This is a genomic window from Mesorhizobium jarvisii, from assembly GCF_003601985.1.
GTDB lineage: Bacteria > Pseudomonadota > Alphaproteobacteria > Rhizobiales > Rhizobiaceae > Mesorhizobium > Mesorhizobium jarvisii.
This window is the reverse complement of the sequence record NZ_QZXA01000021.1, coordinates 1-21,509: the sequence shown is the minus strand read 5'-3', so window position 1 is coordinate 21,509 and position 21,509 is coordinate 1. Positions and strand designations below refer to the sequence as shown.

The 21,509-nt window shown below is 63.7% G+C and carries 24 protein-coding genes and 1 pseudogene; 14 read left to right on the top strand and 11 right to left on the bottom strand.

Going from position 1 to position 21,509, the window contains the following annotated elements; all coding sequences use genetic code 11:
- Positions 1 to 117 precede the first annotated feature (117 nt).
- The 4 genes from accD to D3242_RS32145 all read right to left on the bottom strand — a co-directional run bounded on the left by accD (position 118) and on the right by D3242_RS32145 (position 3,963).
- Positions 118 to 1,044, bottom strand: a complete 927-nt coding sequence (gene accD / locus D3242_RS32160) for an acetyl-CoA carboxylase, carboxyltransferase subunit beta (RefSeq protein WP_010912925.1) — start codon at positions 1,042 to 1,044, stop codon at positions 118 to 120.
- A gap of 48 nt (positions 1,045 to 1,092) precedes the next feature.
- A complete protein-coding gene (gene trpA, locus D3242_RS32155; RefSeq protein WP_019862669.1) occupies positions 1,093 to 1,932 on the bottom strand; it encodes a tryptophan synthase subunit alpha in 840 nt (279 codons plus the stop codon).
- 63 nt (positions 1,933 to 1,995) lie between these two features.
- Entirely contained in the window at positions 1,996 to 3,216 is a 1,221-nt protein-coding gene (gene trpB, locus D3242_RS32150) for a tryptophan synthase subunit beta (RefSeq protein WP_019862668.1), read from the bottom strand.
- A gap of 87 nt (positions 3,217 to 3,303) precedes the next feature.
- Positions 3,304 to 3,963 (bottom strand): phosphoribosylanthranilate isomerase, encoded by a 660-nt coding sequence (locus D3242_RS32145; protein WP_064985140.1) that lies wholly within the window; start codon positions 3,961 to 3,963, stop codon positions 3,304 to 3,306.
- 120 nt (positions 3,964 to 4,083) lie between these two features.
- Here D3242_RS32145 and D3242_RS32140 point away from each other — a divergent pair, with 120 nt between their 5' ends.
- Complete coding sequence (locus D3242_RS32140; RefSeq protein ID WP_027047648.1) at positions 4,084 to 4,302, top strand: hypothetical protein; 219 nt, start codon at positions 4,084 to 4,086, stop codon at positions 4,300 to 4,302.
- On the opposite strand, the gene D3242_RS32135 is transcribed toward D3242_RS32140, so the two are convergent.
- From D3242_RS32135 to D3242_RS32120, 4 genes are all read right to left on the bottom strand, one after another.
- Positions 4,303 to 5,061, bottom strand: a complete 759-nt coding sequence (locus D3242_RS32135) for a M48 family metallopeptidase (RefSeq protein ID WP_019862665.1) — start codon at positions 5,059 to 5,061, stop codon at positions 4,303 to 4,305.
- Between the two features lie 98 nt (positions 5,062 to 5,159).
- Positions 5,160 to 5,642, bottom strand: coding sequence for a DUF2852 domain-containing protein (locus D3242_RS32130; protein WP_027047647.1), 483 nt, complete (start codon positions 5,640 to 5,642; stop codon positions 5,160 to 5,162).
- Positions 5,643 to 5,759: 117 nt separating this feature from the next.
- Positions 5,760 to 6,902, bottom strand: a complete 1,143-nt coding sequence (locus D3242_RS32125) for a benzoate/H(+) symporter BenE family transporter (RefSeq protein ID WP_081296163.1) — start codon at positions 6,900 to 6,902, stop codon at positions 5,760 to 5,762.
- A 2-nt stretch (positions 6,903 to 6,904) separates the two neighbouring features.
- Positions 6,905 to 7,675, bottom strand: coding sequence for an alpha/beta hydrolase (locus D3242_RS32120; protein WP_064985141.1), 771 nt, complete (start codon positions 7,673 to 7,675; stop codon positions 6,905 to 6,907).
- A gap of 220 nt (positions 7,676 to 7,895) precedes the next feature.
- On the opposite strand from D3242_RS32120, the gene infC reads away from it, so the two are divergent.
- Positions 7,896 to 8,432 carry a translation initiation factor IF-3 gene (gene infC, locus D3242_RS32115; protein ID WP_010912915.1) on the top strand — a complete coding sequence of 179 codons (537 nt, stop codon included), beginning with the start codon at positions 7,896 to 7,898 and terminating at the stop codon, positions 8,430 to 8,432.
- Between the two features lie 26 nt (positions 8,433 to 8,458).
- On the opposite strand, the gene D3242_RS34320 is transcribed toward infC, so the two are convergent.
- Positions 8,459 to 8,584 carry a hypothetical protein gene (locus D3242_RS34320; RefSeq protein ID WP_262928143.1) on the bottom strand — a complete coding sequence of 42 codons (126 nt, stop codon included), beginning with the start codon at positions 8,582 to 8,584 and terminating at the stop codon, positions 8,459 to 8,461.
- Positions 8,585 to 8,652: 68 nt separating this feature from the next.
- Between D3242_RS34320 and D3242_RS32110 the strand changes: the two genes are divergently transcribed.
- The 7 genes from D3242_RS32110 (at position 8,653) to D3242_RS32080 (ending at position 14,919) form a co-directional block, all read left to right on the top strand.
- A complete protein-coding gene (locus D3242_RS32110; RefSeq protein ID WP_019862659.1) occupies positions 8,653 to 9,279 on the top strand; it encodes a methyltransferase family protein in 627 nt (208 codons plus the stop codon).
- 182 nt (positions 9,280 to 9,461) lie between these two features.
- The gene (gene rpmI, locus D3242_RS32105; RefSeq protein WP_006201248.1) at positions 9,462 to 9,665 is read left to right on the top strand and encodes a 50S ribosomal protein L35; all 204 of its coding nucleotides are present in this window, start codon (positions 9,462 to 9,464) and stop codon (positions 9,663 to 9,665) included.
- Positions 9,666 to 9,752: 87 nt separating this feature from the next.
- Entirely contained in the window at positions 9,753 to 10,154 is a 402-nt protein-coding gene (gene rplT / locus D3242_RS32100; protein WP_006201247.1) for a 50S ribosomal protein L20, read from the top strand.
- A 146-nt stretch (positions 10,155 to 10,300) separates the two neighbouring features.
- A complete protein-coding gene (gene pheS / locus D3242_RS32095; protein ID WP_019862658.1) occupies positions 10,301 to 11,398 on the top strand; it encodes a phenylalanine--tRNA ligase subunit alpha in 1,098 nt (365 codons plus the stop codon).
- Complete coding sequence (locus tag D3242_RS32090; RefSeq protein WP_038651485.1) at positions 11,395 to 11,817, top strand: GFA family protein; 423 nt, start codon at positions 11,395 to 11,397, stop codon at positions 11,815 to 11,817. Before pheS ends, D3242_RS32090 begins: the two co-directional genes overlap by 4 nt.
- Positions 11,814 to 14,222, top strand: a complete 2,409-nt coding sequence (gene pheT / locus D3242_RS32085) for a phenylalanine--tRNA ligase subunit beta (RefSeq protein ID WP_064985143.1) — start codon at positions 11,814 to 11,816, stop codon at positions 14,220 to 14,222. The genes D3242_RS32090 and pheT overlap by 4 nt, the downstream gene beginning before the upstream one ends.
- A 94-nt stretch (positions 14,223 to 14,316) precedes the next feature.
- The gene (locus tag D3242_RS32080) at positions 14,317 to 14,919 is read left to right on the top strand and encodes a nucleotidyltransferase family protein (RefSeq protein WP_064985145.1); all 603 of its coding nucleotides are present in this window, start codon (positions 14,317 to 14,319) and stop codon (positions 14,917 to 14,919) included.
- A gap of 258 nt (positions 14,920 to 15,177) precedes the next feature.
- Here the strand turns inward: D3242_RS32080 and D3242_RS32075 are convergent, their stop codons facing one another.
- A complete protein-coding gene (locus D3242_RS32075) occupies positions 15,178 to 16,173 on the bottom strand; it encodes an aldo/keto reductase (RefSeq protein WP_064985146.1) in 996 nt (331 codons plus the stop codon).
- A 181-nt stretch (positions 16,174 to 16,354) separates the two neighbouring features.
- Here D3242_RS32075 and D3242_RS32070 point away from each other — a divergent pair, with 181 nt between their 5' ends.
- The 5 genes from D3242_RS32070 (at position 16,355) to D3242_RS32050 (ending at position 21,342) form a co-directional block, all read left to right on the top strand.
- The gene (locus D3242_RS32070) at positions 16,355 to 17,245 is read left to right on the top strand and encodes a LysR family transcriptional regulator (protein ID WP_019862653.1); all 891 of its coding nucleotides are present in this window, start codon (positions 16,355 to 16,357) and stop codon (positions 17,243 to 17,245) included.
- Between the two features lie 71 nt (positions 17,246 to 17,316).
- Positions 17,317 to 17,886, top strand: coding sequence for a cytochrome b (locus D3242_RS32065; protein ID WP_019862652.1), 570 nt, complete (start codon positions 17,317 to 17,319; stop codon positions 17,884 to 17,886).
- A 69-nt stretch (positions 17,887 to 17,955) separates the two neighbouring features.
- Positions 17,956 to 18,531 (top strand): YceI family protein, encoded by a 576-nt coding sequence (locus D3242_RS32060; RefSeq protein ID WP_064985148.1) that lies wholly within the window; start codon positions 17,956 to 17,958, stop codon positions 18,529 to 18,531.
- Between the two features lie 81 nt (positions 18,532 to 18,612).
- The gene (locus D3242_RS32055; protein ID WP_064985150.1) at positions 18,613 to 19,599 is read left to right on the top strand and encodes a Gfo/Idh/MocA family protein; all 987 of its coding nucleotides are present in this window, start codon (positions 18,613 to 18,615) and stop codon (positions 19,597 to 19,599) included.
- Positions 19,600 to 19,683: 84 nt separating this feature from the next.
- Entirely contained in the window at positions 19,684 to 21,342 is a 1,659-nt protein-coding gene (locus D3242_RS32050) for an FAD-binding dehydrogenase (protein WP_064985151.1), read from the top strand.
- 39 nt (positions 21,343 to 21,381) lie between these two features.
- Here D3242_RS32050 and D3242_RS34210 read toward each other — a convergent pair.
- Positions 21,382 to 21,509: pseudogene (locus D3242_RS34210) on the bottom strand (esterase); the annotation flags it as partial.

Genomic DNA, 21,509 nt, shown 5'->3' with positions numbered 1-21,509 from the left:
AAAGGCTACAGCGCGCCATGGACATGGCGCAATCGCTGTTCGCGGCGGCCAAAGCCGCGTTATGCATGTCGTTTCCCAAAACCGAGGTCACTTTTGGGCGACATGCACAGTGTCGTGTCAGGCCTGCGGCCTGGCTTCGGCGGCAACCACCGCGGGCGGCAGGATTTCCGGCTCCAGCGGCTTCTGCTCGCCTGGCATCTTGAGCAGCATCTTCAACAGCCGCGCTATCGTTTGGCGCATCTCCAGCCGCGACACCACCATGTCGACCATGCCGTGCTCCATCAGATATTCGGAGCGCTGGAAGCCGTCCGGCAGTTTCTCCCGGATCGTCTGTTCAATGACGCGCGGCCCGGCAAAGCCAATCAGCGCGCCCGGTTCGGCGATATGCACGTCGCCCAGCATGGCATAGGAGGCGGTGACGCCGCCGGTGGTCGGGTTGGTCAGCACGACGATATAGGGAAGGCCGGCTTCCTTCAGCCTGTCGACGCCGACCGTGGTGCGCGGCAATTGCATAAGGGACAAAATACCTTCCTGCATGCGGGCGCCGCCAGAAGCGGCGAACAGGATCAGCGGCCGCTTGCGCTGCAGCGCAACTTCGAAAGCGTGCACGATGGCGTCGCCCGCCGCCATGCCGAGCGAGCCGCCCATGAAGGCGAAATCCTGCACCGTCACCACCACCGGCAGGCCCTCGATGGTGCCCAGCGCGTTGACGATGGCGTCTTCCAGCCCGGTCTTGGCCTTGGCGTCCTTCAGCCGGTCGGTGTAGCGCTTCTCGTCGCGGAACTTCAGCGGATCCAGCACAACCTTGGGGTTTTCGAGCTGCTCGTACCTGCCGTCATCGAGGAAGTATTTCAGCCGCTCCTTGGCCGAGATCTTCATGTGATGGCCGGAAGACGGGATGACGAACTGATTGGATTCCAGATCCTTGTGGAACACCATTTCGCCGGTCTCGGGATCCTTGATCCAGAGATTCTCGGGCATGTCGGTGCGCCGGCCGAGCATCGAATTGATCTTCGGGCGAACGTAATTGGTGATCCAGTTCATCGCTTCGGCTCCTGTCCTGACGAAGAGTTGGCTAAAGACGTAGGAAAACTATTCGGCGGCAGCAAGGCGGGCCGAGCGCACGCCTTGCGCCAGGCCGCTGACCAGCGTGGCGACGGCCTCGGCCGGGTCGGCGGTCTTTTCGCCCTTCGGCCCCAGCACATTGGCGACCGCATTGACGATCGCCGTGCCAACGACGACGCCATCGGCATTGGCGCCGATGACACGCGCCTGTTCGGCGGTCTTGACGCCGAAGCCGACGCAGACCGGCAGGTCTGTGTGGCCCTTGATGCGCGTGACGGCGGCGGCCACCTTGCCGGTGTCGGCCAGCGCCGAACCGGTGATGCCGGTCATCGAGACGTAGTAGACGAAGCCGGAGGTGTTCTGCAGCACTTTCGGCAGGCGCTTGTCGTCGGTGGTCGGCGTCGCCAGGCGGATGAAGTTGATGCCGGCCTTCAGCGCCGGAATGCAGAGTTCCTCGTCCATTTCCGGCGGCAGGTCGACGACGATCAGCCCGTCGATGCCGCTGGCCAGCGCGTCTTTCAGGAAGCGATCGACGCCATAGATGTAGATCGGGTTGTAGTAGCCCATCAGCACGATCGGCGTTTCATTGTCGCCGGCGCGGAACTCGGACGCCATCTTCAGCGTCTTGACCAGCGTCTGGCCGCCTTTCAGCGCCCGCAGGCCCGCCGCCTGGATCGCCGGACCGTCGGCCATCGGGTCGGAAAACGGCATGCCGAGCTCGATGATGTCGGAGCCGGCGCCGGGCAGCGCCTTCATAATCGAAAGTGAGGTGTCGTAGTCGGGGTCGCCGCCCATGAAATAGGTGACGAGTGCCGGGCGGCCTTCGGTCTTGAGCTTCGCCATGCGGCGGTCGATGCGGGTCGTCATGTGTGGCCCTTTGGACGAATTTTGCTCATAATCAACTCCCAAGTAGAAACTTGTTCAAAGGGCCTAGATCTCCATGCCCAGCATCGAGGCCACCGTGTGCACGTCCTTGTCGCCACGGCCAGACAGGTTGACGATGACGATCTGGTCCTTGTCCATGGCAGGCACGATCTGCACCGCGTGCGCGATCGCGTGCGCCGATTCCAGCGCCGGGATGATGCCTTCGACGCGCGTCGTCAGCTTGAAGGCTTCCAGCGCCTCGTCATCGAGGATCGGCACATATTCGACGCGGCCGGTATCGCGCAGCCAGGAATGTTCCGGGCCGACGCCGGGATAGTCGAGACCGGCCGAGATCGAATGGCCGTCCATGATCTGGCCGTCGGCGTTCTGCAGGAGATAGGTGCGGTTGCCATGCAGCACGCCGGGCGAGCCGGCATTCATCGAGGCGCAATGCTCGATGCCGTCGAGACCACGTCCGCCTGCTTCGATGCCGATGATGCGCACATCCTTGTCGTCGAGGAAGGGATGGAACAGGCCGATGGCATTCGAGCCGCCGCCGACGGCGGCGATGATGGTGTCGGGCAGCCGGCCTTCCCGTTCGAGGATCTGCGCGCGCGCCTCGGTGCCGATTACCGACTGGAAGTCGCGCACCAGTTCCGGATAGGGATGCGGGCCGGCGGCGGTGCCGATCAGGTAATAGGTGTCGTCGACATTGGTGACCCAATCACGAAGGGCTTCGTTCATGGCATCCTTCAGCGTGCCGTGGCCGGCGGTGACCGGCCGCACTTCGGCGCCGAGCAGCTTCATGCGGAACACGTTCGGGCTCTGCCGGGCGACGTCGGTGGCGCCCATATAGACGACGCAGGGATAGCCGAAGCGGGCGGCGACGGTGGCGGACGCCACGCCATGCTGGCCGGCACCGGTCTCGGCGATGATGCGCTTCTTGCCCATGCGCTTGGCCAGCAGGATCTGGCCGAGGCAGTTGTTGATCTTGTGCGACCCGGTGTGGTTCAGGTCCTCGCGCTTGAAATAGACTTTTGCGCCGCCGAGATGCTTCGTAAGACCCTCGGCGAAATAGAGCTTCGACGGGCGCCCGGCATAGTGGGTCGAAAGATCGGTGAGCTCAGCCCTGAAATCCGGATCGTTCTTGACCTCGTTCCAGTGCCGCTCCAGGTCGAGGATCAGCGGCATCAGCGTTTCGGCGACGAAGCGGCCGCCGAAAATGCCGAACATGCCCTGCTCGTCGGGTCCGGTGCGGAAGGAATTGGGTGTCGCCGGCTGGTCCATCGCCGATCTCCTGGTCTCGATGTGGGAGCATGTCCTTGTCGGAAAACCGGTTACCACTTTTCCGGGGCATGCTCAGGTTTGAGCCGGTCAGGCGGCGCGGTTGTCGCGCGCTGCCCTGACGGCCCGGAAAAACTGTTCAATCAACGCCGGGTCCTTGACGCCCGGCGCGCTTTCGACGCCTGAGGAAATGTCTATTCCGGGCGGGTTCGCAAGCCGAAGGGCATCGCCGATGTTGGCGGCGTTGAGCCCACCGGAAAGCATGTAATCGACGCCGGCGTCAAGGCCGGCGAGGATGCGCCAGTCGAAGGCCACGCCATTGCCGCCCGGCAACTCGGAGCCCTTTGGCGGCTTGGCGTCGAACAGGAAGCGGTCGGCGACGCCGATGAATGGCTTGATCCGGTCGAGATCGGCCGCCTCGCTGAGTGGCAACGCCTTCATCACCGGCAAGCCATAGCGAGCTTTCAGTTCAGCCACCCGTTCGGGGTGTTCGGAGCCGTGCAACTGCAACTTGTCGGGCTGCATGGCCGTGACGATTGCGTCCAGGAAGGCGTCGCTGGCGTCGACCGCGACAGCAACCGCCAAGGCCTTGCCGCGCGCGGCTTCGCGCAGGCGGCCGGCTTCAGCCGGCTCGACATAGCGAGGGCTCTTCGCGAAGAAAATAAAGCCGACATGGCTGGCACCGCCGGCGAGCGCCGCGGCCATTGCCTGGTCGGTCTTCAAGCCGCAGATTTTGATGTCGAGCGCCATGGCGCGGGAATTGGCATGAAATCGAGCCAGAGTCGAGAAAAAGCATACTGTTTGCCGGCAAGGCCAAAGGCGCTACCTATTGATGACGGGATTATCAGCATGCCGGGCGGGAGAACGATCATGGCCGACAGAACGGTTGCCGAACTGAAGCAGAAGATCGCGCAGGCGCGCGAAGTCATCGCCCATCTGATGGACAAGGCCGCCTTCAACGGCGCCGAGGCGCATCGCGCGCTCGACTATTTCGGCAGCGATGAATTCGACCGGAATTTCCTACCGTGGCCGCATCATGGCGATGAGGGGCTGCGGCCGGAGGAACTCAACGCCGCGAATGACGACTGACTACTCGAACACGATCGCCTGCAGCGCACCGCCGTTGCGCTTCAGCCAGTCCTTGCAGCGGTCGGTGTCGGGGCAGAGTTTTTCGCACAATTTCCAGAATTTCGGGCCGTGGTTCATCTCCTTGAGATGCGCGACCTCGTGCGCCACGAGGTAGTTTATCACAGGCTGCGGCGCCATCATGATGCGCCAGGAGAAGGAGAGATTGCCTTCCGAGGTGCAGGAGCCCCAGCGGCTGGAGGTGTCCTTGTAGCGGATCGCCTTGGCGCGCTTGCCGAGCGCCTCGGTGTGTTTGACCACCAGCTTCTCGATCTCCTTCTTGGCCTCGCGCTTCAAGAAGTCGGCGATGCGGCGCGGCAGGTGCACACGGTCACCATGCACGATCAGCAGCGGGCCGCGCTCGTCACGCGATACCGTCACGGTGCCGCGCTTCGACGGTTCATGGACGATGCGGTGCGCCACGCCCCGGATCGGGATCTTGATGCCCGGCCGCACTTGCGGGCGCGTCGGCACCTTGGCCAGGCGCTGCTCCAGCCAATCCTGATGGCGGTCGAGGAACCTGTCCACCTCGCCACGCCGCAGGCCGGGCGGCACGGTGATGCGCAGGCCCTGGCCGCCGGAATCGATGCGCAGCGTCAGGCGCCGTGCCCGGGCGCTCTCGACGATCTTGAGCGGCAGCGTGCGACCGGCGACGCAATATTCGCGCTCCACGACTGGCGTGGCCTTGGGCTTCGTCAGATTGCGGAAGAATCCGATGGTCATGGCGGGACGATACGCGATTCGAGAAAAACGACTAGAACAAAAAAGAAACGGCGCCGCTCGCGCGACGCCGTCATCGTACCTTGGCTCGTCGCAAAGCCTCAGTCGTCAAGCAGGTTCGAGCCCTTGCCGCGCTTGGTCGGGGTCGTGCCGGTGCTCGGATCGGTCTTTGCCGGCGCGGTCGACTTGTTGCGCTTCGCCATGAAGCGATCGAACTCGTCCTGATCCTTGGCGCGACGCAGTTCGCGGGCATAGTCGTCGAACTCGGTCAGCATGTCGTCGAGCTTGCGCCGCTCCTCGGCGAGGCGCTCAAGCTCCTTTTCGCGCCAGTCGTCGAAAGCGACGTTGCCGGTCCGGGCGGAGCCATTGCCCCAGCGCGCGGCCTTGTCGGAACCGCGGCGGCAGCCGGCGAAGATGCCGTCCGTCGCACGGTTGACGTCACGCTTGAAGCCGTCGAGCCGGTCGCCCCAGATGATGTAGGCGAGCATGGCGAAGCCGAGCGGCCAGAACACCATGAAGCCGATCACCATCAACGCGATGGTTGCCGGCGTCCAGGCCGGGCGGATCAATGCAGATGTGTTCATTTTCTCCCATTCCTTCGGTTGGAGACAGCCAAGACCGGCTGCGTGGAATCGAAATGGGAAGGCAAAAACGGCGATTCAAGACAATGTCCGCCAAAACCGGACAAGGGTCTGAAATGATTATCGCTTTTTGAGCCTGTCGAGGAAAAGCACGACCAGCCCGGCGATCAGCCCCCAGAATGCCGCGCCAACACCGAACAGGGTCAGCCCCGAAGCGGTGACGACAAAGGTGACGGTGGCGGCCATGCGATCGCCTTCGTCCTTCAGCGCGATCGCCAGCGCGTTGGCCAGCGAGGCCATCAGCGCCAGGCCCGCCACCAGCACGATCAGGCTCTGCGGCAGGACGGCGAAGATCGCCACCAGCGAGGCGCCGAAAATCGCGAAGATGAGATAGGCGACCGCATAAAACGGGCCGGTCTTCCAGCGCTCGGCGGGGTCGGGATGTACGTCCGGCCCGGTGCAGATCGCCGCCGAAATCGCCGCCAGATTCGTCGTCGAGCCACCGAATGGCGCCGACAACAGGGAAAACAGGCCGGTGACGCCGATCAACGGGCCGGGCTCCGGGTGGTAGCCGGCGGCGCGCAGCACGGCCAGCCCCGACAGGTTCTGCGAGGCCATGGTGACGAGATAGAGCGGAAGCGCCAGGCCGATCATCGCCTTGGCGGTGAAATCAGGTGAAATCAGCGTCAGCGTCGACAGTTCGGGTGTCGGCAGGCCGCCGACACGGCCGGTGAGAAATGCGGCGAGACCGCCGCCGACCAGCACCGACAGCACCGACAGCGCCGGGTGGAACACGCGGATCAAGAAGAAGGCCGCGATCAGCGGCAGGATCAGCCAGGGGTCGACGGGAACGGTCTTGACCGCATTGAGGGCGAAGGTGACGACGATGCCGGCGAGCATGCCTGAAGCGACGGAGGGCGGTATCCTGGAGATCAATTGCGTCAACGGCCGGAACAGGCCGGTGGCGATCAACAGGATGGCGGTGGCGATGAAGGCGGCGACGGCCTCGCCGATCGAAAAGCCGGTCGACGCCGCCATCAGCGCCAGGCCTGGCGTCGACCATGCGGTAATGACAGGCATTTTCGTGCGCCAGGACAGCCACAGGCTCTCGATCGCCATGGCCAGGCAAATGGCCGTCACCCAACTCGCCGTCTGAATTTGCGTGGCGCCGACCGCGTGGGCGGCGGCAATGACGATGGCCAGCGTACCGCCAAAGCCGACGATTGCCGCGACGAAGGCCGAGATCGGAATGGAAAGGCGCATCGTCACTTGCCCCGCCCGGCCATGTCGCCGACCGCGCGCACCAGCATGTCGAGGTCCTGCGGCCGCGACAGGCGGTGATCGCCGTCGGGAATCAGCGACAGCGTGACATCATCGGCCGGCAGCAGGCTGACCAGCTTCAGAGCGTGGCTCGACGGTACGTCCGGATCGGCCAGTCCCTGCAGGATGTGGACCGGGCAATGCGTGTCGATCGGCCCAGTCATCACCCGGTTGGCGCGCCCGTCCTCGATCAAAGCGCGGGTATAGATGTAAGGCTCTGTGGAATAGTCCGACGGCTCGGCGAAGAATCCCTTCTCAGCGAGGGCGCGCTTCTGCGCTTTGGTCAGCACGGGCTCGACCAGCTCGGAGGTAAAATCCGGCGCCGGTGCCAGCAGCACCAAGCCGCCGACGCTTGCGTCGCCCGCCTTACGCAATTCCTGCACCATGCGCAGCGCGATCCAGGCGCCCATCGACGAGCCGACCAGGATCTGATTGCCCTTGGCAAACTTCCGGAACACGGCAAGGCTCTGCGAAAGCCATGTCGAAATCGTGCCGTCGGCAAAGGCGCCGCCGGATTCGCCGTGGCCGGAATAGTCATGGCGCAGGAAGGCGCGACCCTCTTTCGCCGCCCAGTCCGACAGGGTCTGCGCCTTCGTGCCCAGCATGTCCGACTTGTAGCCGCCGAGCCAGACGATACCGGGCGTCGAACCCGCATTATGGCGCACCGCGATGCGCGATCCATCGACATCGAGAAAGGTTGGGGGCGTGACGGTCATGGCTTTTTCCTCAGGCCCCTCTTCTGGCTCGGGGTTCTTGTGGCACAGCCACGGGCGTGGCGAAAAGTGCTCGCGCTGTTTCTTTGTTTGGTGCAGGCGGTGATCAGGGTGATTTTCTATCAATGCTGTGCTATTGACTCCGCCCGCGCGCTCACCACATTGGCGCGTCCACGCATCAAGACTGACAATCCTGAACGAAACGGCCAAGGAGACCACGACCATTCGCAGACCTTTCAAAGCAGCGGCGCCGACCAAGGATGGGCCGCGCTCCAACCGTGACATCCGGGTTCCCCGGGTCCAGCTTATCGACGCCGAAGGCCAGAACCGCGGCGATGTTTCCATCAACGACGCATTGCTGCTCGCCGAAGAGGCCGGGCTCGATCTCGTTGAGATATCGCCCAATGCGGTGCCCCCCGTCGTAAAGATCCTCGATCTCGGCAAGTTGAAATACGCCAACCAGAAGAAGGCGGCCGAGGCGCGCAAGAATCAGAAGGTCATCGAGATCAAGGAGATCAAGATGCGCCCGAACATCGACAGCCATGACTACGAGACCAAGATGAAGGCGGTTCGCCGCTTCTTCGAGGAGGGCGACAAGGTCAAGCTGACGCTGCGCTTCCGCGGCCGCGAGATGGCGCATATGGAACTCGGCATGCAGCTTCTGAACAAGGTGCGCGAGGAAGTGGCGACCATCGCCAAGGTCGAGGCGGAGCCGAAGCTCGAAGGCCGCCAGATGATGATGGTTCTGGCGCCACGCTAAGGTGTGCTGAATATCAACACCTGAGATCACGATAAAGTCAGGCGTGACCAGCGCTCCAAATCCGCCTGAATTGTCTTGCAGAGCGTCCCGGCGATCGGCGGGACGCCTGTTTCTCGGCTAAAGCTGCGATCGCCGGCTTTGTTTTTATGCATGTCGTCCTCCCAAAACCGGACCCACTTTTGGGCGACATGCAATAGCTCCTCGACGATCGGATATCCCCTTGGACAACGAACTCAAATACGGGCTGGGCAATTACCAGCAGATGCGTCGGCTGGTGCTTGCCGTGCTCGTGGTGGTGCTGTTTCTGGCGCTGCTGTTCGGTCAATCGACCTTCCCGCCCGACACGCCGGTGCATGAAACAATCGAGATGTTCGGTGTGCTCCTGATTTTCCTCGGCATCGTCGGCCGCCTTTGGGCGACGCTCTATATAGGCGGGCGCAAATCCTCCGAGGTGGTGACGGGCGGCCCCTACTCGATCACCCGCAACCCGCTCTACGTGTTCTCGACGGTGGCCGCGGCCGGGGTCGGCGCACAAATCGGCTCGTTCTCGGGCATCATCCTGTTCGCACTGCTGTGCGCCGGCGCCTTCCACATCGTCATCCTGCGCGAGGAGAAATTCCTTAGGGAAGCGCTCGGTGCGCCCTATCAGGCCTATCTGGACAAGGTGCCGCGTTTCTTCCCGAAGCTTTCCCTCTACCAGGAGGGCGACACCGGCAGCTTCAAGCCACGCCTGCTGTTGACCACGCTGCTCGACGGCCTGGTGTTCCTGATCGCCCTGCCGGCCTTCGAACTGATCGACGGCGCGCAGCAGTCGGGCATGCTGCCGGTGTGGTTCACGCTGCCCTGAGCGGGGACACAGCGTCGCACGGCTTCAGGTGTTGCGCACAGGCCGTCTTTGACGTATAGGACCGCCGTTCAAGAAAACCGCCCGGCAGGGCATGCCGTGGCGGTTTCATTTGCTTTTCGGGCTTTGGTCGGCCCGGAGCGAACAAGAAGCGCGATAGTGCGCCAACAATACGGAGTAGCAAAATGCCCAAGATGAAGACCAAGTCGGCCGCCAAGAAGCGGTTCAAGATCACAGGTACGGGTAAAGTCCTGTCGGCTGCGGCCGGCAAGCGTCACGGCATGATCAAGCGTTCCAACAAGTTCATTCGAAATGCCCGCGGCACGATGGTTCTGGCTGAACCGGATGGCAAGAAGGTCATCAAGAATTTTCTGCCGAACGGCCTCTAAGGCATTCGGTCCGGACACGCAGTAGTTTTACGCAATTCCGAACGGAAAGCCGCAGGCACCTGGAATTGCTTTTAAGGAGATCATGACATGGCACGCGTAAAGAGAGGCGTCACCTCGCACGCCAAGCACAAGAAGGTCCTGAAAGCCGCCAAGGGCTTCTACGGCCGTCGCAAGAACACCATCCGCATCGCCAAGCAGGCGGTGGAAAAGTCGCTGCAGTACGCCTACCGCGACCGCAAGAACCGCAAGCGCTCGTTCCGCGCGCTGTGGATCCAGCGCATCAATGCCGCGACCCACGAGCATGGCCTGACCTATGGCCGCTTCATCGATGGCTTGAACAAGGCCGGAATCGAGATCGATCGCAAGATCCTGTCCGACATGGCCATCCATGAGCCGCAGGCTTTCGCCGCGCTCGTGGCCAAGGCCAAGGTCGCGCTCGAATATCTGAAGAACACCACGCCGAACGCTTTTGAAAGCGCTGTCGCCTAAGACCAGCGCTTCCCAAGCATTCGCAATTCTGATTTGGGGAACCCGCGCTGGCACGGCTGGCGCGGGTTCTTTTTTGACCCTGATGCAACCAAAATGGTGACGACGAACCAAAGTGGTGTCGGTCGCCCTATCGAGAGAGCTTCACTGTGAACGCCACCGCTGGAAATCTTGAAGCCCTGGAAGATTCACTGCTGGCCGATATCGCATCGGCCGCTGACGAGCCGGCCATCGAGGCCGTGCGCATCGCCGCCTTCGGCAAGAAGGGCACCGTGTCCGAGATGCTGAAAACGCTTGGCGCCATGACCGCCGAGGAGCGCCAGCTCAAGGGGCCCGTCATCAACGGCCTCAAGAACCGCGTCACCGAGGCGCTGACGGCCCGCAAGGCCGAATTGAAAGACGTGGCGATCGCAGCGCGTCTGGCCGCCGAGAAGGTCGACGTGACGCTGCCGGTGCGGCAGTCGCCGGCCGAGCGCGGCCGCATCCATCCGATCAGCCAGGTCATCGACGAGATCGCGGCGATCTTCGGCGATCTCGGCTTCGCCATCGCGGAAGGTCCAGACATCGAGACCGACTATTACAATTTCACCGCGCTGAACTTCCCTGAGGGACATCCGGCGCGCGAGATGCACGACACCTTCTTCTTCCAGCCGGACGAAAAGGGCGAGCGCAAGCTGTTGCGCACGCACACCTCGCCCGTGCAGATCCGCACCATGGAGAAGCAGAAGCCGCCGATCCGCATCGTCATTCCGGGCAAGACGTACCGGCAGGATTCCGACGCCACGCACTCGCCGATGTTCCATCAGGTCGAGGGACTGGTGATCGACAAGACGGCCAACGTCGCCAATATGAAGTGGGTGCTGGAAGAATTCTGCAAGGCGTTCTTCGAGGTGCCCTCGGTCAAGATGCGCTTCCGGCCGTCCTTCTTCCCGTTCACCGAGCCAAGCCTCGAGGTCGACATCCAGTGCGACCGCTCGCGGCCCGGCGAAGTGCGTTTCGGCGAAGGCTCCGACTGGATGGAGATTCTCGGCTGCGGCATGGTGCATCCCAATGTGCTGCGCGCCGGCGGGCTCGATCCGGACGAATATCAGGGTTTTGCCTGGGGCATGGGCATCGATCGTATCGCCATGCTCAAATACGGCATGCCGGATCTGCGCGCCTTCTTCGACGCGGATGTCCGCTGGCTGTCGCATTACGGTTTCCGGCCGCTCGATATGCCGACGCTGTTCGGCGGCTTGAGCGCATGACAGCGCTCCACATCGGCGGCTGCCGCTGCGGCGCCGTGCGGTTCGAGGCTTCGGCCGAGCCGCATCACGTCAGCTATTGCCATTGCGGCGATTGCCGGCGGGCCAGCGGCGCGCCGGTCTCGGCCTTTGTCGGCTTTTTGGCCGGCAAGGTGGCGTTCACCGGCAAGGCGCTGAAGATGTACGAGAACGGCCCGGTGACGCGCTCGTTTTGCGGCGTCTGCGGCTCGCCCATCGCCTATGTCGACGAGCGGCTGGAAGACGACATCTACTTCATGCTCGGCGCCATGGACGCGCCGGCGGATTTCAAGCCGACGCTGCATGCCTATGTCAGCGAGCAGCTTCCCTTCCTGCATATGTCCGACGATCTGCCGAGACATCTGAAATCAAGCGTCAAAAGACCAGACGGAACAGCCCCATGAAATTCACCCTCTCCTGGCTCAAGGATCACCTCGAGACCGATGCCTCGCTCGACGAGATCGTCGAGCGGCTGACGTCGATCGGCCTCGAAGTCGAGCATGTCGACGACAAGTCGAGCCTGAAACCCTTCGTCATCGCCAAGGTGCTGACGGCGGTGCAGCACCCCGATGCCGACCGGCTGCGCGTGCTGACCGTCGACACCGGCGACGGCAAGCCCCCCGTCCAGGTTGTCTGCGGCGCGCCGAATGCTCGCGCCGGCCTGATCGGCGCTTTCGCAGCGCCCGGCACCTATGTGCCCGGCATCGACGTGACGCTGACAGTCGGAAAGATCCGGGGCGTCGAAAGCCACGGCATGATGTGTTCGGAGCGCGAGCTGGAACTGTCCGACGAGCACAATGGCATCATCGACCTGCCGGCCGACGCGCCGGTCGGCACCAGCTTTGCGTCCTACGCCCATCTCGACGATCCGGTCATCGAGATTAATCTGACGCCGAACCGGCCGGATGCCACCAGTGTCTACGGCATTGCCAGGGATCTGGCGGCAAGCGGGCTCGGCACGCTGAAAAGCGCTGCGGTCGAACAGATTCCCGGCAAGGGCGAGACGCCGGTCAAGGTGGTGATCGAAGCGCCGGAGCTTTGCCCGGGCTTCGCCTTACGGTTGGTGAAGGGCGTCAAGAACGGCCCGTCACCGAAATGGCTGCAGCAGAGGCTGATCGCCATTGGCCTCAGGCCAATCAGTGCACTGGTCGACATCACCAACTATGTCACCTTCGATCGCGGCCGGCCGCTGCATGTGTTCGACGCCATGAAGGTCGCCGGCAACCTTGTCGTGCGCCGCGCCAGGGACGGCGAGAAGGTGATGGCGCTCGACGGTCGCGAATACACGCTGACATCAGACATGTGCGCCATCGCGGACAACAACGGCGTCGAATCGATCGCCGGCGTGATGGGCGGCGAGCATTCCGGCTGCGACGAGAACACGACCGACGTGCTCATCGAATCCGCGCTTTGGGATCCGATCACCACCGCCCGCACCGGCCGCACGCTCGGCATCATCACCGATGCGCGCTACCGCTTCGAGCGCGGCGTCGACCCTGAATTCATGGTCCCCGGCGTCGAGCTGGCGACGAGGCTGGTGCTCGATCTCTGCGGCGGTGAGCCGGCCGAGACCGAGGTCGTCGGCTATGCCGGCCACAAGCCCAAGATCGTCTCCCTTCCGCTGTCGGAAGTGACGCGGCTGACCGGCATCGAGGTGCCCAAGGCGGAAAGCCTCGACATCCTGTCACGACTCGGCTTCAAGCCGCAGGGTTCGGGCGATGTCGTCGATGTGGCGGTGCCGTCCTGGCGTCCCGATGTCGATGGCAAGGCCGATCTGGTCGAGGAAGTGATGCGCATCCACGGCGTCGACAACATCGCCCCGCAGCCGCTCGGCGCTCATGACGCGGTCAATTCGAAGATCCTGACCACGCTGCAGATCCGCACCCGCACAGCCAAGCGCGCGCTTGCCGTGCGTGGCATGATGGAAGCCGTCACATGGTCGTTCATTCCGGCCAAGCATGCCGAGTTGTTCGGCGGCGGCCAGACGGCGCTGAAGCTCGCGAACCCGATCGCCGCCGACATGTCCGACATGCGGCCGTCGCTGCTGCCGGGGCTGATCGCCGCCGCGCAGCGCAATGCCGACAAGGGCATTGGCGACGTCGCGCTGTTCGAGGTCTCGGGCACCTATGAGGGCGACGGCGCCGACCAGCAGCGGCGCGTGGCCGCCGGCGTGCGCCGCGGCACGGCCAAGCTCGACGGCTCCGGCCGCAGCTGGGCCGGCAATTCCGGTCCGGTCGGCGTGTTCGATGCCAAGGCCGATGCGATTGCGGCGCTCGAGGCCTGCGGCGCGCCCGTCGAACGGCTGCAGATCGAGGCGGGCGGTCCGGCCTGGTACCATCCCGGCCGGTCCGGCACGATCAAGCTCGGGCCGAAGACCGTGCTCGGCACGTTCGGCGAATTCCATCCCAAGACGATGGAAGGGCTCGATGTCTCCGGCCCACTCTGCGGCTTCGAAGTGTTCGTCGACGCCGTGCCGGAGCCGAAGGCCAAGCCGACGAAGACCAAGCCGAAGCTGGAGCTCTCGGCCTTCCAGGCGGTGAAGCGCGACTTCGCCTTCGTCGTCGACAAAGCGATCGAGGCCGGTACGCTGATGCGCGCCGCACTTGCCGCCGACAAGAAGCTGATCACAGCCGTCTCGGTCTTCGACATTTTCGAAGGCGCGTCGCTCGGCGCTGACAAAAAATCGATCGCCATCGAAGTGTCGATCCAGCCGGTCGAGAAGACGCTGACCGACGAGGATTTCGAGGCGCTGGCCAAGCGCATCGTCGAGAATGTCGGCAAACAGACGGGCGGCGTGCTGCGCGGCTGAAGCAATTTCGGGAAAAGTGCCTAGCGGTTTTCCTACAGGAATTGCGCCGGAACTACGCCTTGCAGGCAGATGGCGAATCGTCCTCCAAAGGGCGATGGACCATCTGCGCTATTCCGGGCTGCCGTTCGAAGCACAGCGAGGGGCGTTTCTCGAGATCGTGTCGGGGGACTCGCTCGTCCGTGAAGCACTGGTACGTGCCCGCACGCTTGAGCTGCCGGACTGGCTGGTCGTCTCCGGCGCACTTTACAACAGCGTCTGGAACCATTTGACGGGCAAGCCATCAGGTTACGGCATCAAGGATGTCGACCTGTTCTATTTCGACGACAGCGACCTGTCCTATGAGGCTGAGGACGATGTCATCCGTCAGGCAGCGCGGCATTTCGAAGAGCTGGCGCTGCCGGTCGAGGTGCGCAACCAGGCGCGGGTGCATCTTTGGTATCCGCAGAAATTTGGGCAGCCCTGCCCGCGCTATACGAGTTCCCGCGAACCCATCAGCCATTTCGCCTCGAAGACGCATGCGGTCGGGGTGCGGTTCGATGCCCACGGGCAGCTCGATCTGGTGGCGCCATTCGGGCTCGACGATGTCTTTTCGTTCCGCATCACGCCAAACCGAGTGATGGATAACCGGCGCACGCATGAGGCGAAGGGCAAGCGGGCGCGGGAGTGCTGGCCGGAGATTGAGGTGCTGCCGTGGTAGGGGTGCAGACATAGAAATGTCCGTGCGAGGCGCCCCCCCTCTGCCGGGCATCTCCCCCACTTGGGGGGAGATCAGCAGCTTCGGCGCCCTGCGCATTCTCAACGTCAGCGATTGGCGAAAGCCTAGACGACATCCAATCTCCCCCCTTGTGGGGGAAATGTCCGGCAGGTCAGAGGGGGGCGCTGTCCCGCCGACGTCTCCCATTTTCAACGCTGCAAAAAGAGGCGCCGAAGCGCCCCTTCTTCCGCTGACCGCTGCTCACCCATTCACAAGCGCCAGCAACTCCTCCGTGTAGCGCTTGCCGACCACCTTGTCCGGCGACAGCGCATCGCCGATCGCCGCGACCTCGGCTGCACTCAGCTCGATCTCCGCCGCCGCAGTGTTCTGCTCCAGATGACGGATTTTCCGTGCACCCGGGATCGGTACGATGAAATCGCCCTGGTGCAGCACCCAGGCGAGCGCCAGCTGCGCCGAGGTTACGCCCTTTTCCGCCGCCATTGTTTCCAGCGTGGCGATGACCTTGGCATTGGCTTCCATGGCCTCGGCCTGGAAGCGCGGCAAGGTCCGGCGCCAGTCGCCATCGTCAAGCGTTTCGGGCCTGGCGATGGTGCCGGTCAAAAGGCCACGGCCGAGTGGGCTGTAGGGAACGAAGCCGATGCCGAGTTCGCGGCAGACGGCGAACACATCCTCTTCCGGGTCACGGGTCCACAGCGAATATTCGCTCTGCACGGCCGCTATCGGGTGCACGGCATGCGCACGGCGGATGGTCGCCGCACTTGCCTCCGACAGGCCGAGCGCGCGCACCTTGCCCTCGCGCACCAGCTCGGCCATGGCACCGACCGTATCCTCGATCGGCACGTTGGGGTCGACACGGTGCTGGTAATAGAGGTCGATGACATCGGTACCCAACCGCTTCAGCGAGGCCTCGGCCACCGCCTTGACGTGCTCGGGGCGGCTGTCGACGCCGGCCATGCGGTCGAGGCCGGTGCCTTCCTCCAGAATCTTGAAGCCGAACTTGGTGGCGATAGTCACCTTGTCGCGAACCGACTTCAGTGCCTTGCCGAGCAGGATCTCGTTCTCGTAGGGGCCATAGACTTCCGCCGTGTCGAAGAAGTTGACGCCGATCTCGACGGCGCGGTGCAGCGTGGCGATCGCCTCGCCCTCCGGCTGACCGCCATAGGCAAAGCTCATGCCCATGCAGCCGAGGCCGACGGGATAAACGTTCAATTCAGTTCCTAGCTTGCGGCTTTGCATCAGGCATCTCCTTGTTGTGATGCTTAAAGCGCGTCGACAACGCGCTTTAAGTTTTGTTTTGTGCATGTCGTTGTCCCAAAACCGCTGCGCACTTTTGGGCGACATGCATGAGGAGATAGCGCCTTGCTTTGTGTTCGATAATCGTCTCTCATTTGCACGGGCTGTTCCAATAAATAGATCAATGAACCGAGCGCATCTCTCCCAACTGGCCGTGCTGGCGACCGTCGCCCAATGTGGCAGCTTTCGCGGCGCGGCCAGGGAATTGGCCATCGCACCGTCGGCGGTCAGCCATGCCGTGTCCAGTCTGGAGGCACGGCTCGGCGTGCGGCTCCTGGCGCGCAGCACCCGCAGCGTCGCGCCGACGGAAGAGGGTGCGCAATTGCTGGAGCGGTTACGTCCTGCCCTTTCCGAAATCGACCTGGCGCTGGAGACGGCACTCGAGGCGCGCGACCGGCCGGCCGGGAATCTGCGGCTCAGCGTGCCGCGCACGGCGGCGCATCTGGTGCTGACGCCACGGCTCGGCGCCTTTGCCGCGGCCTATCCCGATATCGTGCTGGAGATCCTCATCGAGGATCGTTTCACCGATGTGGTGGAAGGTGGTTTCGACGCCGGCGTGCGGCTCGGCGAGAGCCTGCAGCGCGACATGATCGCGGTGCGCATTGGGCCGGACATGCGCGGCGCGGTGGTCGGCGCGCCATCCTATTTCGCGGCCATGCCGAGGCCGCATCATCCGCGCGACCTTGCCGTTCATCGCTGCATCCGCTTCCGCTTCTCCAGCGGCATTCTCTACCGCTGGGAATTCGAAAAGGACGGCGAGGAGATGGAGATCGCCGCGCAGGGGCCGCTGATCCTCGACGAGGACCATCTGATCGCGCAAGCCGCGATCGACGGCGCCGGGCTCGCCTTCGTCTTTGAGCCTTATGTGCATGCCCCGCTCGCCGACGGAAGGCTGATCCGCGTGCTGGAGGACTGGTGCCCACCCTTCGACGGGTTCTTTGTCTATTACCCCAGCCGCCGGCAGATGCGCCCGGCGCTCAGGGCATTTGTGGATTTCTTCAAGGTGAGCGGTTAGCTTACCCTTCCACCTTGTAGGGAGGGTGAGGGGCGTTGGAAGAAAGTTCTGTCCAGTGTCGTTCACACACAATGCAGTCGATCACCAACACCGCGACCCGCTACGGCTGGGCGACGATCCTTCTTCACTGGCTGATCGGCATCATCTTCATCGGCCAGTTCGCCCTCGGCTTCATCATGGTGCGGCTGACCAGCCAGCGCACCGCTTTCGAGCTGATCCAGTTGCACAAATCGTTGGGCTTTCTGCTGCTTGGCCTCATTATCCTGCGCATCGCCTGGCGGCTTGGCAATGCGATGCCGCCTCTGCCGGCTTCGGTCGGCGCGCTCGAACGGCGTACGGCGCCGCTTGCGCATCTGGCGCTCTATGCCTTCCAGATCACCTTGCCCTTGTCCGGCTGGGCGCTGGTTTCGGTTTCGACGCTGGAAATTCCGACCATGCCGTTCAACCTGTTCGTTATGCCCAATCTGCCGCTCGCCGAATCCGATGCCGCCGAAAGCTTCTGGGCGGCCGCGCACTGGTATCTCGCCTATGTCGGCATCGCGCTCGTCGCGCTGCATGTCGCAGCCGCCCTGCGCCATCACTTCCTGCTGCGCGACAGCGTGCTCACGCGTATGATCACACCTTCGTCAGGTGGGGAATAGAGCGGGCGGCACGCGCGTTTGTGAGGTGAGGACGCGAACAAGCGTTGCCTCCAGGAAAGGAACAATCCCATGCATGCGCGCATCCTTGGATTCGCGACTTTTGCCGCATGCCTTGCCGTGCCCGCAGCCGCGGCGGTGGCATTGAGCGACGCCGCCGGCAGCTACACGATCAGCCCGGCAGGCTCCAGCATCCGTTTCACCATAGGCAAGGCCGGCGGCGGCGGCTTCGACGGCGCCTTCGCCCACTTCAAGGGCACGATCCGCATCGACAATGGCGATGTCGGGCGCTCGAAGGTCGACCTTACCATCTATCCGGAAAGCGTCGGCACCGGCCAGAGCCGCATCGATGCCTTCCTGCGCTCCGACGCGGTGTTCGATGCGGCCAACAGCCCGGAAATCCAGTTCCGCTCGACCAGCGTGACCCGCACCGGCGACACGTCAGCCCTTGTCACCGGCAGGCTGACGGCGCGCGGCAAGACGTTTGCGGAAAAATTCACCGCCGAGCTCAATGGGTTGAAGGGCGGCACGATCAAATTCCATGTCACCGGCAAGGTGCTGCGGTCGCGCTACGGCATGGATGTCGGCACGCCGCTCTATTCCAACGTCGTCGACTTCGACATGACGCTGACGGGGAAGCGGGGCTGAGCCAGGGGTCAGCCTCGGTCATTGGCTTTTCCGTCGATTTCGGGCAAACCTCGCCTGATGTAACCGACATGGAGAAGCGTGATGTTCCGATGGGGTGTGTTGTCGACGGCCAAGATTGGCCGCGAGCAGTTGTTGCCGGCAATCGTCGAGGCGGAGAACGGCGTGCTGGCGGCGATCGCCAGCCGCGACCTGTCGAAAGCCAAGGCCCTGGCCGAGCGGTTCGGCGCGCGCCATGCGTTCGGATCGTACGAGGAACTGCTGGCCTCCAAGGATATTGACGGCGTCTATATCCCGCTGCCGACCTCGCAGCATGTCGAATGGACGGCCAAGGCCATCGAGGCGGGAAAACATGTGCTGGTCGAGAAGCCTCTGGCGCTGGACGCCAAGGATATCCCGCCGCTGATCAAGCTGCGCGATGCCAAGAAGGTGCTGGTCTGCGAAGCCTTCATGGTCATTTACCACCCGCAATGGATCAAGGTGCGCGACCTCATCGCCAGCGGCGCCATCGGCCGGCTGCGCCATGTGCAGGGCGCGTTCTCCTATTACAATGTCGACCCCAGCAATATGCGCAACCAGCTCGACCTCGGCGGCGGCGCATTGCCCGACATCGGCGTCTACCCGACCGTGTCGACGCGGTTTTCGACCGGCAAGGAGCCCAGCCGTGTGCAGGCAACGATCGAGCGCGACAAGAAATTCGGCACCGACATCTACTCCTCGATCCGCGCCGATTTCGGCGATTTCGAACTGTCCTTCTATCTGTCGACGCAGATGGCGGCGCGCCAGGTGATGGTGTTCCACGGTGAGAAGGGTTTCATCGAGGTCTTCTCGCCCTTCAATGCCGGGCTCTACGACCATCACCGCGTCGAGTTGCACAACCAGAACCATACCGAAGCGCAAGTGTTCCGCTTTCCCGGCACGCAGCAGTACCGGCTGGAGGTCGAGACTTTCGCGCGCGCCGCACAGGGCGGCAAGGAGCGTGTCTTCACGCTGGAGGAATCCGTGCTCAACCAGAAGGTCATCGACGCCATCTTCCGCGCCGGCGGCAAGGATGGCTGGGAGGCCGTCTGACATTTACTTTGACGCAATTCTGGATGGAAAACCGCCTCACACTTTTCCTGGAATTGCGCTAGCCGGCTAATTCTGGGAGGAAAGATGGCTGACGATGCGGACGTTATCATTGTCGGCGGCGGCCTTGCCGGGCTGGTTGCCGCCGCCGAACTCGCCGAGGCCGGCAAGAAGATCATCATCGTCGACCAGGAGCCGGAGCAGTCGCTGGGCGGACAGGCGTTCTGGTCGTTCGGCGGGCTCTTCCTCGTCGATTCGCCCGAGCAGCGGCGCATGCGCATCCGCGATTCGCATGATCTGGCGCTCGAGGACTGGATGGGCACGGCCGCTTTCGACCGGCCGGAGGATTTCTGGCCGCGCAAATGGGCGGAAGCCTATGTCGGTTTCGCCGCCGGCGAGAAACGCTCCTGGCTGCTGCAGCGCGGCCTGAAATTCTTTCCCGTCGTCGGCTGGGCCGAGCGCGGCGGCGGCAATGCCATCGGCCACGGCAATTCAGTGCCGCGCTTCCACATCACCTGGGGCACCGGCCCCGGTGTTCTCGAGCCCTTTGTCCAGCGCGTGCGCGAGGCGCAGAAGCGCGGATTGGTCAGCTTCAAGTTCCGCCACCGGGTCAACGAACTGACGCGCACTGGCGCTGTCGTGACCGGTGTGCGCGGCGACATCCTGGAACCCAGCACCGTCGAGCGCGGCCACAAGAGCTCGCGCGACATATCGAGCGATTTCGAGCTTCACGCGCAAGCGGTGATCGTCGCCTCCGGCGGCATCGGCGCCAACCACCAGCTGGTGCGGGAAAACTGGCCGAAGCGGCTGGGAACGGCGCCCAAGCGCATGATCACCGGCGTGCCTGACCATGTCGACGGCCGCATGCTGGCGATTACCGAAGCGGCCGGCGGCATGATCATCAACCGCGACCGCATGTGGCACTATGTCGAGGGCATAAGAAACTGGGCGCCGATCTGGACCGACCATGCGATCCGCATCCTGCCCGGCCCGTCCTCGCTCTGGCTCGACGCGCGCGGCAAGCGCCTGCCGGTGCCGCTCTATCCCGGTTTCGACACGCTGGGCACGCTCAGCCACATCATGAGCACCGGCTTCGACTATTCCTGGTTTATCCTGACCAAAAAGATCATCCAGAAGGAGTTCGCGCTGTCGGGCTCCGAGCAAAATCTCGACCTCACCGGCAAGAGCTGGCGCCAGGTGCTCGGCCGCGCGACGTCGGGCATTCCGGGTCCGGTGAAAGCGTTCATGGAGAAGGGCGAGGATTTCATCGTCGAGGCCGACCTTTCGAATCTGGTGACGCGCATGAACGCGCTGGCCGGCGGCGAGCCGCTGCTCGACGTCGCCCAGGTGGAACGCGAGATCCGAGCCCGCGATCGCCAACTCGACAATCCGTTCTCCAAGGACATGCAGATCACCGCGCTGCGCGGCGCCCGCGCCTATCTCGGCGACAAGCTCATCCGTACAGCCAAGCCGCACAAGATGCTCGATCCGGCAAACGGCCCGCTGATCGCGGTGCGTCTCAACATCCTGACCCGCAAGACGCTGGGCGGCCTGCAGACCGATCTCGACAGCCGCATGCTGGACGCCGATGGCCAACCAGTACCCGGGCTCTATGCGGTGGGCGAAGCGGCCGGCTTCGGCGGCGGCGGCGTGCACGGCTATGCCGCACTGGAAGGCACGTTCCTTGGCGGCTGCATCTTCTCCGGCCGCAGCGCCGGCCGAGCGGCGGGACGCTCGGTGGCGTGAAACGACGTTACCATGGCCCGTGGTGAGACGGGAAACCGCTTACCAGAGCCAGGCGCCTCGTCCAAGGGCGGCGACCGCGTCGACGATCCGCGTGAAACTTTCGCGGGCGCGCCCGACCGTGTGCCGGGCCCTGAGATAGCCGTGCACCAGACCCGGTTCCTCGAACC

Excerpts from the sequence above, each read along its gene's own strand:
- accD (WP_010912925.1), bottom strand. The coding sequence starts at position 1,044 with ATGAACTGGATCACCAATTACGTTCGCCCGAAGATCAATTCGATGCTC.
- trpA (WP_019862669.1), bottom strand. The coding sequence starts at position 1,932 with ATGACGACCCGCATCGACCGCCGCATGGCGAAGCTCAAGACCGAAGGC.
- trpB (WP_019862668.1), bottom strand. The coding sequence starts at position 3,216 with ATGGACCAGCCGGCGACACCCAATTCCTTCCGCACCGGACCCGACGAG.
- D3242_RS32145 (WP_064985140.1), bottom strand. The coding sequence starts at position 3,963 with ATGGCGCTCGACATCAAAATCTGCGGCTTGAAGACCGACCAGGCAATG.
- D3242_RS32140 (WP_027047648.1), top strand. The coding sequence starts at position 4,084 with ATGGCCGACAGAACGGTTGCCGAACTGAAGCAGAAGATCGCGCAGGCG.
- D3242_RS32135 (WP_019862665.1), bottom strand. The coding sequence starts at position 5,061 with ATGACCATCGGATTCTTCCGCAATCTGACGAAGCCCAAGGCCACGCCA.
- D3242_RS32130 (WP_027047647.1), bottom strand. The coding sequence starts at position 5,642 with ATGAACACATCTGCATTGATCCGCCCGGCCTGGACGCCGGCAACCATC.
- D3242_RS32125 (WP_081296163.1), bottom strand. The coding sequence starts at position 6,902 with ATGCGCCTTTCCATTCCGATCTCGGCCTTCGTCGCGGCAATCGTCGGC.
- D3242_RS32120 (WP_064985141.1), bottom strand. The coding sequence starts at position 7,675 with ATGACCGTCACGCCCCCAACCTTTCTCGATGTCGATGGATCGCGCATC.
- D3242_RS34320 (WP_262928143.1), bottom strand. The coding sequence starts at position 8,584 with ATGCATAAAAACAAAGCCGGCGATCGCAGCTTTAGCCGAGAAACAGGC.
- rpmI (WP_006201248.1), top strand. The coding sequence starts at position 9,462 with ATGCCCAAGATGAAGACCAAGTCGGCCGCCAAGAAGCGGTTCAAGATC.
- rplT (WP_006201247.1), top strand. The coding sequence starts at position 9,753 with ATGGCACGCGTAAAGAGAGGCGTCACCTCGCACGCCAAGCACAAGAAG.
- D3242_RS32090 (WP_038651485.1), top strand. The coding sequence starts at position 11,395 with ATGACAGCGCTCCACATCGGCGGCTGCCGCTGCGGCGCCGTGCGGTTC.
- pheT (WP_064985143.1), top strand. The coding sequence starts at position 11,814 with ATGAAATTCACCCTCTCCTGGCTCAAGGATCACCTCGAGACCGATGCC.
- D3242_RS32080 (WP_064985145.1), top strand. The coding sequence starts at position 14,317 with ATGGACCATCTGCGCTATTCCGGGCTGCCGTTCGAAGCACAGCGAGGG.
- D3242_RS32075 (WP_064985146.1), bottom strand. The coding sequence starts at position 16,173 with ATGCAAAGCCGCAAGCTAGGAACTGAATTGAACGTTTATCCCGTCGGC.
- D3242_RS32070 (WP_019862653.1), top strand. The coding sequence starts at position 16,355 with ATGAACCGAGCGCATCTCTCCCAACTGGCCGTGCTGGCGACCGTCGCC.
- D3242_RS32065 (WP_019862652.1), top strand. The coding sequence starts at position 17,317 with ATGCAGTCGATCACCAACACCGCGACCCGCTACGGCTGGGCGACGATC.
- D3242_RS32060 (WP_064985148.1), top strand. The coding sequence starts at position 17,956 with ATGCATGCGCGCATCCTTGGATTCGCGACTTTTGCCGCATGCCTTGCC.
- D3242_RS32055 (WP_064985150.1), top strand. The coding sequence starts at position 18,613 with ATGTTCCGATGGGGTGTGTTGTCGACGGCCAAGATTGGCCGCGAGCAG.
- D3242_RS32050 (WP_064985151.1), top strand. The coding sequence starts at position 19,684 with ATGGCTGACGATGCGGACGTTATCATTGTCGGCGGCGGCCTTGCCGGG.